Source organism: Fodinibius roseus, assembly GCF_900129315.1.
GTDB lineage: Bacteria > Bacteroidota > Rhodothermia > Balneolales > Balneolaceae > Fodinibius > Fodinibius roseus.
This window is the reverse complement of sequence record NZ_FQUS01000003.1, coordinates 53,374-65,567: the sequence shown is the minus strand read 5'-3', so window position 1 is coordinate 65,567 and position 12,194 is coordinate 53,374. Positions and strand designations below refer to the sequence as shown.

Sequence of the window (12,194 nt, the reverse complement as noted above, 5' to 3'; positions counted from 1 at the left end):
CGAACATCCCTGACATGGGTAACAGCATACCGACTGCGTGCGGGAGGGTGCTAACCCGTATTTTTTCATTCCCTGGCAATCGGAAAGTCCATCCGGCGCAGAAACTAACGTCACAGTGAAGCCCCCGAAGTATTCGGGATGAACAATACGCCATATTTGTCCGCCTTCTGATAGTTATACGCTTGTAACCGGCAGATCCACTACAAAAAAGGATCAAAGAAAGATATGCTAGAACAGGCTGGCTTGTTCGTTGTCTTCCTTTTGTGCCCGTTTTATCCTCGGCTGAGCAATATCACCCTGGTTGATATTCAACATATCGGCATGAAATTTCTTCCCGTAAACTCGTTGTGCAATTCCCTGTAACGCCTTTTCGCCGCGCGGAGTAATCAGCAGTCTCTTTTGTTCGTCAATAGAGAGGAAGCCAAACTCTTTCAAATCATTGATGATCATGTATGAGAGTTTGCTTATGACACCGGCGTTCTGTTCCACGTGATCCCGGCGGGGTGCTTCTCCGTCCGCTGCGTAGGCCATCCCCAACATATTCATTTCCACTTCGGTCAATGGATATCCCTCACTCCCCCTGGTAAGGGTTTTGTCCCACGCTTTTTGCTCATAATATTGACCGAACCACCACTTCCCCTCTTTAATAAGGTTGCCGGTCGCTGCACAGGCAAAATACTCCCCCGGTTTGGCTTTTTTGGGGATCCCCCGGTCCCGGTACATGGAGACCAGCGTCGCCAGGTCGATCTCATGCAGGTTACCGGGATATCGGAAGTAGTGTTGTGATGTTTTTTCCATGACTTATCAAATTAGAAAACTAACAGATCATTGTCATGTATAAATTTTTATAATTTATAAGCAGAGCGCTTTGCAAAACCGTTTTTAGCCAATTGTTGCATTTTAGCGCATTCAACATCCTCCGTATGCCTCTTCTCCGTATATGCGGTGATTTTGAATTCGCTCAGGGGTTGATGTTGATCAACATTTCCGGTTTCTCAGAGATCCCGGGAAGAAGATAACACTTTTCCCGCACTGCACGTACTGCTTCCGACAGCTATTTCTTCCCCTTCTCTTCAATGAGCTGCACCGCAATCTCCATCGAAACATCTTCGGGATCAAAGTCATTGGGAAGGCTGATATTCTTTTTTCCGTACTTGATATACGGCCCGTAACGTCCGTCCATAACCCGCACTTTTTTACTGTTGTCCGGATGATCGCCCAGATCCTTGATGACAGAACTGCTTCCGGATTTTTTCTTTTTCTTATTCTCCAGCAGTTCTACGGCCCGGTCCAGCTCAATATCCAGCACGTGATCGCTGCGCTTCAGGGAAGCAAAGGTGCCGTCATGTACCACAAAAGGACCATAACGTCCCACACCCGCCTTTATCACCTTTCCGGACTCAGGATGCTCGCCCAGCGGACGCGGCAGCTCCAGAAGACGAAGCGCCAGTTCAAGATCTACATCCCCGGGCTTCATTCCTTTCAACAGTGACGCACGCTGTGGCTTTTTATTATCGTCGGACACTTCCCCGACCTGTACATAGGGGCCATACCGCCCATTCAGTATGAAGATGGGCTCCCCCGTATCCGGGTGATTGCCAATCGACTTGGGACCTTCTTCTTCCGCCTTAACCAGTTCTTCCAGTTTTTCCACCGTGATGTCGCTGGGTTTCCAGCTGTCAGGAATCGAAGTTGTCAGTTCCTCGCCATTCGTCTCCTTTTTCAGGTACGGTCCATACCGTCCTACAAATACCTTTATACCGTTCAGATCCGGCAGGGGCAGATCAAGGTGCCGCGCTTCTTTGGGGTCTATCTTATCCTCCTGCTCATCGACCTTCGCTTTAAGTCCCTCCTCCCCTTTATAGTACGTGCTTAAATAATCATTAATGTCCAGCTTTCCACGGGCGATTTCATCCAGTTTAGCTTCCATCTCCGAAGTAAAATCACTGTCCACAAGGTCGTGGAGATTCTTTTCCAGCAGTTCCGTAACAGCAAAAGCCGTAAAGGTAGGAACAAGCGTCTTCCCATCGGCCTCCACATACCCTCGGTTCTGAACGGTACTGATAATTGAGGCATAGGTGCTGGGACGACCGACACCGCGTTTTTCCAGTTCTTTCACCAGTGTCGCCTCCGTAAATCGCGCCGGCGGCTTGGTTTCGTGAGAAATAGGCTCTATACCCTCCTCTTCCACCTCTTCGCCCTCGTTCAAGCCGGGAAGGAATCGCTCCTGATTTTCAAGCGCCGCATCGGGATCGTCACTCCCCTCCACATACGCCCGGAAAAAACCCGGGAAAATAATTTTCTTGCCGCTTGTTTTGAATTCGGCCACCCTGCCATTCGCTTTGGCCTCGATTGTAACGTTTGTAAATTCCAGTTCGGCCCGGGCCATCTGGGTGGCAATGGTTCGCTTCCAGATCAGGTCATACAGTTTGAACTGGGCTCCGCGCAAACCTGCAGCTTCCGGTTTCCGGAAGCTGCTTCCGGCGGGACGTATGGCCTCGTGGGCTTCCTGCGCTCCTTTTGAGCTTCCACCGTAATTACGGACCCGCTCAAAAAGATATTCATCGCCGTATTCCTCTTTTACCGCACTTCGGGCCGCGTTGATAGCCTGTCCCGACAGCCGCGCCGAGTCGGTACGCATATAGGTTATATAACCATTCTCATACAGCTTCTGGGCGACACCCATGGTCTGCTTGGCCGAGAAATTAAGTTTGCGGTTGGCTTCCTGCTGAAGCGTAGAGGTGATAAAAGCAGGAGAAGGATTGCGTTTCTTTCGATTTTTCTTGACTTCCGAAACCTTCCATTCGGCATCCACCAGGTTGTCGCGCAGCTCGGAAGCCGACTTATCATCCAGCAGTACGACTTTCTTCGGTTTCTTCAGCTTCCCGGTATTTTCGTCAAAATCCTTTCCCGATGCCAGGCGTTTGCCATCCAGGTGCGTCAGGTCGGCTTCAAAAGCCGACTCATCATCCACCTTGTGAAGCGTTGCTTTTAAGTCCCAGTATCGGGCCGTGCGGAATTTCATGCGCTCTCGCTCGCGCTCCACCAGAAAACGAACAGCCACCGACTGCACGCGTCCCGCCGAAAGTCCGGGGGCAATTTTTTTCCAGAGCAGCGGCGAAATGGTATAGCCGGCCAGGCGGTCGATAATGCGACGGGCCTCCTGCGCATTCACCAGGTTAATATCGATATCACGAAAATGATTCAAGGCCTCCTGAATTGCTTCTTTCGTAATCTCCCGGAACACCATTCGCTTGACCGGCACCTTGGGTTCCAGTATCTCCGTCAAATGCCATGATATCGCTTCCCCTTCGCGGTCTTCATCCGTCGCCAGGATAAGCTCGTCCGCCTCCTTCAGCGCTTTTTTCAACCGCCTGACCACCTTCTTCTTGCTGGACGGGATCACATACAGGGGATCAAAATCATCATCGGTATTTACACCCAGGTTGGCCCAGTCCTCGCCCTTGAATCTTTTGGGCACCTCTTTGGCATTGGCCGGCAGATCACGGATATGTCCCATCGATGAATCGATAACGTAATCTTTCGGCAGATACTTTTGGAGCGTTTTAATTTTTGTGGGGGACTCTACAATTACAAGAGACTTCATATACTTTGTGTTCTACAAATTTTGGATCATATCCTTTAACTCTGAGGCATGATCTTTAGTATTTACTTTTTTTATGATGCCCTGAACAGTGGCGTCGGTATCAATAAGATAAGCCGAGCGCGTGGGTGCTTCATACGTATTACCAAACATATTTTTTTCAACGATCGAATCGGTAGCCTCGGCAAATTTATACTCCGGGTCGGACGCCAGCACATAGTTGATGCCCAGTTTTTCCGCATAGTTTTTATGCGACCCGCAACTGTCTTTGCTGACAGCGACCAGGTTATATCCCCGCTCATCGAACCAATCGGCTTCTTCAGCCAGGCTTTTATTCTGTTTATCACATCCCGAGGTATTGTTCCGCATATATACAGAAACTATAGTGGGACGATCCAGCAATTCGGAAAACGTTACGGTTTGTTCTTCGCCATCCCTGACGATGTCGAGCGAAAAATCAGTGGCTATTTTCGTGCCTGTTTCAATCATAAGTGACGCTTGTTTAATAATTACCAAATCAAAAAGAAGTTCACTGGCATACTTCATTTGTGCGCGCAGTGCCATTCGTTCCCGTCGTTGTATAATAACGTGATTACCCAGACACTGCAATAAATCTTTGGATGATCGAAGGTAAGACTCCAACTTGAAGATTGGATGAAGGACTCCGGACAAAAAAACGAGAAGAGAAAACAAGGTCCTCTTCCCTTTTTGCCTTTCCTTACCCTCTTAGCCTCATGTCTCACCTCTCCTTTAGCAAATACTTCGCTACGGCAGCCACCACAATACTGTGATGGATGGTTCCCTCCGCTACATACTCCAGAAAAGAGTCTAACGGCATCAAATGGACGTGTATGCGTTCATGCTCGTCGGGTCGTTGCGCCTGCTCGTATTCGCATTCGGTCGCCAGGTAGAGATGGGTAAAATTATCCATCATGGCGGGATTTGAACTCACCTTCCCCAGGCTGCTCCAGCGGTCCGACCGGTAGCCGGTCTCCTCCAGGAGCTCACGTGCAGCCGTATCATCCGGATGCTCTCCCGGGTCCACCACACCGCCCGGAATTTCAAGGGTAGGTTGTTCTATGCCATACCGATACTGCTCTACCAAAACAACTTCTCGATTCGGAGTAACCGGCATCACATTAACCCATTCGGGCGCCTGCAGAACATAAAAATCACCCTCATTTTGCTCCTCCTCCGTCTCCAATATCATTTTCCGTTGCAAAAGATTGAATATTGGTGTCTGATATTCCTTATTTTCATATGCTACCGACCAGGGCTCGATCGTAAACTGAAACGACTTTTTATTCATAAAGCTCAATATTTATGACTGACCGATTTAAATTCCAATCCGAAGATACCCATTCAGAATCGGAAATCAACGACCAGGTTGAAAAGGCTTGCGATATCATGGAATCGATTTATGAGAATGGTGAATACCCGAATGTACTGGTCAAACGATCGTGGTCCAAACATAATCCTGTTATCACGGGAGAAATAGCGCGCCCGAAATCCTATCGATGGTACCTGCTGCGTGAGCTTAAGAAGCTGGCGCAAAAGGGAGCCGAAATCAGTATCATCCCCTCACGCGACCGGCTGTCGATGAATGATCCTGCGTTACTGGACAATACCGATGAGGATGACTGGGATATTACTCAGAAGAAACTCTTTTTGTTCAGTCCCGAGCGCATTGAGATATCGCTTAACCGACTGGAACATTACACCGGCACCAGGCCCGAGGACTTCCAGCGCTATATTTTGTTTACCAATTACGACATGCATGTCCAGGTTTTCCAGGACAAATTTCCCGGCTGTGCCAAGCCCCGCCGCAGCGGGGTTCAGATGCCTGCCTACCATCACAAATTAGCTGATAACAAAGGTATATCTTTGGTTAACATCGGCGTGGGTCCGGCCAATGCCAAAACCGTCACCGACCATGTAGCCGTACTACGTCCCGATGCCATGATCATGGTCGGCCACTGCGGGGGGCTGCGCAACCACCAGGATATCGGCGACTTTGTGCTTGCTACCGGCTTTATGCGGAACGACGGCGTGCTGGACGAGATACTGCCCCTCAATATTCCGATTACACCGAATTATTTGCTGAATGTCTACCTGAAAGAGGTCCTTGATTCCTACGGCCGCAACCACCGGATGGGCACGATCTTTACGACCGCCAACCGCAATTGGGAATTCATGAAACGGCGCACGGTCGAACAAATCCATATGAGTCGAAGTATCGCGGTGGATATGGAATCAGCTACTGTCGCCACCAACGGCTATCGCTATCGTATACCCAATGCTACGCTGCTCTGTGTAAGCGACAAGCCGCTGCACGGCAAACCAAAGCTGAGTAGCGAGGCGCAGGAATTTTATGAAGATTCCAAACAACTGCATCTTGCCATGGTTATCAAGGTCCTGAATATCTGTAAAAAAAATTATCCCGAAGGCCTGCCCAATGCCAGCATACGGGCAATGAATGAACCCCTGATGGGCGGACCGGATGAAGAGTGAGAAACTCCCATAGTTCTCGCCGGCACTAACCACCGTATATCAATACAGGTACACTTTTATCTTATCATAATTCTTATCCGTCATGGCGAATGTAATTGTCAATAGAGTCAAGGAATTTTTGAAAAAATACCCCCCGTTCAGCTTTCTATCCGAGAGCCTGTTGGAATCCGTGGCATCAAAAGTTGAACTGAGGTATTACGCCAAAGAGGAATACCTTTTTCATGCGGGCGATTCGGCCAAAAAATATTTCTTCGTGGTCAAGGAGGGAGCCGTCGCACTCACCGAAGATCAACAGGGAAAACAAATTCCGGTCGAATATTGTGATGAAGGAGATGTTTTCGGGGTACGTTCCCTGCTGGGAAGAAGATCCTACGTTTTGGATGCCCTGGCCCGTGAAGACAGCCTTGTATATGCGATCCCCGTGGAGATATTTGACAAAGTGCTAAGCGAAAATAACAGGGTCAGCCAGTATTTTGCGGCGGGATTTGCATCGGGACAAATTGTTGTCAAAACGGATCTTTCCCAGGCCGAGTTTACCTCGACCCGATTTCAGGAGGATATAGAAGACACCGGATTAACAATCTTCTCGGGTCAATCGGATATCACCTACTCATCAGATGTTGTCAGTTGTTTGGAGCACGAAACCGCGGAGGATGCAGCCGGGCAGATGAGCCGGGCCAATGTTGGCTCCATCGTGGTTGTTGACAAAAAAGGATTTCCCCGGGGCATCGTTACGGATAAGGATTTACGAAACAAGGTGGTCGCTGCAAGCCAATCGCCCGGGGTCCCGGTCTCCGAGATCATGAGCAGTCCGGTCCTTACAATGACAAAAGAGGACGACTTTGCAACACTTTATCTGGCCATGATCAGGAACAGGGTGCATCATCTCGTTTTAACCGAAGACGGTACCGATCAGAGTAGCATAACCGGCATTATCTCGGATCATGATCTTTTGCTGTCCCAGGGAAACAGCCCGGCCGTCATTATCAACACGTTGATCAATTCCAAAAGCATAGAGGAACTGAGACGGCTGAGGGACCAGGCCGACCATTTGTTAACCTACTATTTGGAAAATGAAGTATCCATGAGCTTTGTCACCGGTATTATCTCAGAAATCAACGATATCATTATCCAAAAAGCCGTGGAACTGGCCCGGTCCAGGATCGACCCCGGTTACCCGGATATCCGGGATACCGAATGTTGTTTTTTATCGCTGGGAAGCGAGGGGAGGGAGGAGCAGCTATTGCGAACTGATCTGGACAACGCCCTTGTATATGAAGACGTAGCCGATGACCAAAAAGAACAAGCGGACGAATACTTCCAGGCGCTGGCAAAAGAAGTGATTGACCTGTTGGTTTCATGTGGCTTCAAACCGTGTCCCGCGAAGATGATGGCCAGCAATCCCCGGTGGTGCCAGCCGCTGTCCGCCTGGAAAAAATATTTTAAAGAATGGATCACAACACCGGATAAAAAGGCCCTCCTGCATGCGGCTATCTTTTTTGACTTCCGGCCTGTTTATGGTCACAGCACCCTGGCAGAAGAGCTGTCCCGTCATGTTCATGATCTCATTGACCGACATGAACTTTTTCTGAACTTTTTTGCCGGCAATGCCCTCCTGAATTCACCTCCGCTCGGCTTTTTCAGAAATTTGCTGGTGGAAAAGTCCGGTAACCAAAAAGATAAATTTGATATTAAGCTCAGGGCAATGATGCCCCTCGTAGACGCCGCCCGGCTGTTAATACTCAGTCATGGTATCGCTGATCTTACCAATACGCGGAAACGATTTGAAAAGTTAGCCGAAATAGAGCCCGGCCACGCTGAATTATTTACCGAAGCTGCACGAGCTTATGATATTTTTATGCGTTTCAGGACGCTTGAAGGTTTGCGCGCCGATAGTTCAGGCCGCTATATAGATCCCGATTCGTTGGGAAAAATAGAACGACAACTGCTGAAAAATGCGTTTTACCCGATCAATGAAATTCAAAAGATCATCCGGGTACGATTTCAGCTTGACCTTTTAGGCATGTGATATGGACTGGTTCAATTTTTTAACCGGACAGAAAGCTCGGCAATCCTCTTTTGTCGTCGATTATATTCGGCGTTTTGAGAATAAAAAAGCCGATAGCGATGAGCCTGTATCACGGTGTTCTTTTGTAGCTCTCGATACAGAAACGACTGGACTGGAGGTTAAGCGGGATTATATTGTATCCTATGGCAGTGTCGCCATCCGAAGCTATGCGATCAAGGTAAACAGGGCCCGGCAGCTATATCTCCATCCCAAAAAAGAGAGCACAAAAGAAGCCATCAAGGTTCATGAGATTATCAACGCAAAAGATACGTTGTCTCTCCGCAGTTTTGTGAAGCTTTTCTTGGGTGACATTGGCCATGCCGTGCTTGTAGGTCATAATATAGGGTTCGATATAGCTATGCTCGAAAAGGCAGCCCGGCCTTTCGGGCTAAAAAAAATACGTAATCACCGGCTGGATACCTATGACCTGGCGGTGCGCCTGGAGCTGGGAAAGCACACAGACTACTCGCTGATTAACAAAAAAGATTACCAGCTGGATGCGCTGTGCCGGCGATATCATATTCCCCTCGACGACAGGCATACCGCTGCCGGAGACGCTTTCCTTACGGCACAGCTCTTTCTTAAGCTGTTGAAAATAGCAGAAAAAAGAGGTATTACCACCCTGGGAAGCCTGCTGTCCTGAGCGTTTGACCGGTGGCCGGTGCATTTCCACTCGCCCGTTCAACTTCTTACTCTTCCTCCCTTTACGGCCGGCCGCTGCGGCGCAGGTAGTGCCTTTCATACCATTGGCAAAATTTTTTGTAAGGATTGGTCCTTATGGGGCTCTTACTAAATAGATTGATGATATAATCATTTAAAGAAAGCTGTGTTTCGTATTACAGCCCCGGCTGAATTTATGAGCAAGGATATTAACTACCGGGTATCTGCTATTTGGGAGGCGCCTGTTCATCTTTAACAGATGTCTTGCTTGTCAACCTTTCCAATAACCACCTTGCAATGAACGAATAACGACCCTATAACCAGGGGGCGTTGAAAAACCAGGGAAAAACCAGGACTCTTGATCAATGTCAAAGCCTGAGCAAATTCAAAGCCAAAGCATATAAAGGCATATGATAAGAGTTTTGAGCTTGCGAAAATGCAGAGATCGGACAAAAGAACGGCTTTGCAAAGCCCTCTATGGAATATATAAACATTAATATAACAGGAAGAATTATTATGTCTGACAGAGAACAGTTTGAATCCAGCGAATTCTTCAGGAGAACCGTCAAGGAGATGAATCCCGATGAACAACCGCGCGAAAAACTGATGAACTACGGCAGCGAGAGTTTGTCGGATGCCGAACTGCTTGCCATTCTTTTGCGTACCGGCAGCCAAAAGATGAATGTCATTCAGATGGCCAAAGCCCTCCTCGATCACTTTGACGGGATCCGCTACCTGGCCCGCAAAGACTGGCAGGATCTGAAGATCATCCCCGGGATGGGCAACGTAAAGTCCCTCACGCTGGAAGCGGTATTTGAGCTCTCACGTCGCATCCAGGTTGCCCGGCTGGGCGAACAGGTCCAAATAACATCACCGGAGGATGCCATTGCCTATTTCGGGCCCAAACTCCGAGATCTTACCAAAGAGGTATTTCTGGTCGCATTCCTGAACAATGCCAAGATTGTAACGGGCTATAAAAAGATCAGCTCCGGGGGTGCAACGGCTACCATTGTAGATCCCGCCGAAGTTATGCGCCAGGCCGTAATGAATGAGGCCAACAGTATACTACTGCTGCACAATCATCCCAGTGGACAGAATAAAGAATCGAAAGCAGATATTCAGCTCACGAATCGCATCGCCAAATCTGGAAAACTGCTCGGCATCCCCGTGGACGACCATCTCATTGTCGCCGGCGACAGCTATACCAGCTTCCGCGCAAAAGGACTACTTAATTAGGAATTAAGAATGAAAAGCGAAATATCATATTGGAGAAAACATATGCTTTTGCCGTAAGAATTGTGCAACTCCATCAATCACTGGCTAAAGAACACCAAGAATATATTTTATCTAACCAGATTTTAAAAAGTGGAACCTCTATTGGTGCTAATGCAGAGGAAGCCGTAGGAGCAGAGTCCAAAAACGATTTTAAATCAAAATTATCAATTGCTTATAAAGAAGGGCGCGAAACTCATTACTGGTTGCGTTTATTACGGGATACAGGATTTCTAAATTCTCACTTAGCTGCATCATTGCTATCCGATTGTAATGAAATTTTAAAAATTATTGGCTCTATTATAAAAACGCTCAAAAAATCCTATTTCCTAATTCTCAATTCCTAATTCTACTGCTTATATTGACGCCTGAATTTAAAGACAGTAAACAATCTACATGAAAGACTACCTACGCTCCATTTTAAGATCCGCTCTGAAACAGTTCGACCTTTCTGAAGAGGAACTTCCCGATATCCAGATAGAAAAACCGAACCAGCCCGGTCACGGGGATTCAGCCTCGAATATTGCCCTCAATCTGTCCAGTGTACTCAAAACGAATCCCCGAAGCATTGCAGAAGAAATTGTGCAAAAACTGGAGTATGATCCCAAAAAGATTAAAGCTGTAGAAATTGCGGGTCCCGGTTTTATCAACTTCCGCTATGCCGAAGACTACCTTTACGATGAGCTTCAACATGTTTTAAAGCAAGGCCGGGATTTCGGAAAGACCGCCACGCTCAGCGGCAATCGTATTCTTATTGAGTTTGTCAGCGCCAATCCCACCGGCCCCCTGACCGTCGGACATGGACGCAATGCCGTGTTGGGCGACACGGTTGCACGGTTGCTGGAGTGGACCGGCGCCGAGGTTGATCGCGAATACTATTTCAACAATGCCGGCCGTCAAATGCGTATACTGGGACAGAGTGTACGGGCGCGCTACCTGCAGGAACTGGGGCGGGAAGCAGCGCTGCCGGAGGATGGTTATGAAGGCGAATATATCAGCGAAATCGCCCGTTCGTTAGTAGAAGAACACGGCGAGAGCCTTCTCAACGTCGATGATACGACCGCCTTTAAGGAGAAAGCCGAACAGCTCATCTTTGAAGAGATCCAGGCTACGCTGCAGCGAATGAACATTAGAATGGATTCGTTCTTCAACGAGCAGGAAGTCTACGATGACGGATCCATCGAGAAGGTCATTGAAACTTTCCGTAAACAAGATTTGGCATACGACAAAGACGGGGCCACCTGGTTTCGAACCACCCGTTTTGGCAAAGATAAAGACACTGTGCTTATCAAAAGCAGCGGGGAGCCAACCTATCGCCTCCCCGACATTGCCTACCATGCCAATAAGCTCGACCGGGGCTACAATCAGTGTATCGACGTCTTTGGCGCCGATCACATTGATACCTATCCCGATGTACTTTCCGGTATCGAAGCTCTGGGATACGATCGTTCCAGGGTGGATGTGATTGTCTACCAGTTCGTCACTATTGTCAAGGAGGGCAAGCCGTTCAAGATGAGTACACGGAAGGCCAATTTTATTACTCTTGATGAGCTGATGGATGAGGTGGGCCCGGATATCACCCGTTTCTTCTTTTTGATGCGGGCACCCAACACGCATCTGGAATTCGACGTTGCCGAAGCCAAGGCGGAGGGCGAAAAGAATCCAGTTTTTTACCTGCAATACGCTCACGCCCGTATCCACAGTATCCTGAGAAAAGTAGAGCAGGAGTACGCCTTTGAAGATGCTCCCGAGCTGGAGCGGCTGACTCACGAATCTGAAAAAAAACTTATCAAAAGCATCATTCGCTTTCCTGAGATGATTCAAAGCGCCGCCGAAAGCCGCGAACCGCATCGAATGATCAACTACCTGGATGACCTGGCCTCGCATTTTACCTCCTTTTACCACGACTGCCGCATTCTTGGCGAAAAGGAGCAGCTGGTCCAGGCGCGAACCGTACTGGCAGAGGCCACCGCCCGGGTCCTGGCCAACGGACTGACGATATTGGGGATCAGCGCCCCGGAACAGATGTAGGTTATCAGTTCACCTTCTGGTTAAAACTTACCATCTGCTACTATTTTT

The 12,194-nt window shown here is 48.5% G+C and carries 10 protein-coding genes; 6 read left to right on the top strand and 4 right to left on the bottom strand.

From position 1 onward, the window contains the following. Positions 1-228: 228 nt before the first annotated feature. From BUB16_RS03365 to BUB16_RS03350, 4 genes are all read right to left on the bottom strand, one after another. Positions 229-798 carry a hypothetical protein gene (locus BUB16_RS03365; protein ID WP_073059474.1) on the bottom strand — a complete coding sequence of 190 codons (570 nt, stop codon included), beginning with the start codon at positions 796-798 and terminating at the stop codon, positions 229-231. Positions 799-1,054: 256 nt separating this feature from the next. Then, complete coding sequence (gene topA, locus BUB16_RS03360; protein ID WP_073059472.1) at positions 1,055-3,607, bottom strand: type I DNA topoisomerase; 2,553 nt, start codon at positions 3,605-3,607, stop codon at positions 1,055-1,057. A 12-nt stretch (positions 3,608-3,619) separates the two neighbouring features. Beyond that, positions 3,620-4,168: a peroxiredoxin gene (locus tag BUB16_RS03355; RefSeq protein WP_244545630.1), complete on the bottom strand. Its 549-nt coding sequence runs from the start codon at positions 4,166-4,168 to the stop codon at positions 3,620-3,622. A gap of 175 nt (positions 4,169-4,343) precedes the next feature. After that, the gene (locus tag BUB16_RS03350) at positions 4,344-4,913 is read right to left on the bottom strand and encodes an NUDIX hydrolase (protein ID WP_073059470.1); all 570 of its coding nucleotides are present in this window, start codon (positions 4,911-4,913) and stop codon (positions 4,344-4,346) included. Positions 4,914-4,927: 14 nt separating this feature from the next. Between BUB16_RS03350 and BUB16_RS03345 the strand changes: the two genes are divergently transcribed. From BUB16_RS03345 to argS, 6 genes are all read left to right on the top strand, one after another. Beyond that, a complete protein-coding gene (locus BUB16_RS03345; protein ID WP_073059468.1) occupies positions 4,928-6,115 on the top strand; it encodes a phosphorylase family protein in 1,188 nt (395 codons plus the stop codon). 82 nt (positions 6,116-6,197) lie between these two features. After that, positions 6,198-8,144, top strand: coding sequence for a DUF294 nucleotidyltransferase-like domain-containing protein (locus BUB16_RS03340; protein ID WP_073059465.1), 1,947 nt, complete (start codon positions 6,198-6,200; stop codon positions 8,142-8,144). Position 8,145: 1 nt separating this feature from the next. Beyond that, entirely contained in the window at positions 8,146-8,826 is a 681-nt protein-coding gene (locus BUB16_RS03335) for a 3'-5' exonuclease (RefSeq protein ID WP_073059463.1), read from the top strand. Between the two features lie 533 nt (positions 8,827-9,359). Continuing rightward, positions 9,360-10,079: a RadC family protein gene (radC, locus tag BUB16_RS03330; RefSeq protein WP_073059905.1), complete on the top strand. Its 720-nt coding sequence runs from the start codon at positions 9,360-9,362 to the stop codon at positions 10,077-10,079. Positions 10,080-10,108: 29 nt separating this feature from the next. Continuing rightward, positions 10,109-10,462 carry a four helix bundle protein gene (locus BUB16_RS03325; protein ID WP_244545629.1) on the top strand — a complete coding sequence of 118 codons (354 nt, stop codon included), beginning with the start codon at positions 10,109-10,111 and terminating at the stop codon, positions 10,460-10,462. Positions 10,463-10,511: 49 nt separating this feature from the next. After that, positions 10,512-12,146 (top strand): arginine--tRNA ligase, encoded by a 1,635-nt coding sequence (gene argS, locus BUB16_RS03320; protein ID WP_073059459.1) that lies wholly within the window; start codon positions 10,512-10,514, stop codon positions 12,144-12,146. The last annotated feature ends 48 nt before the right edge of the window (positions 12,147-12,194 follow it).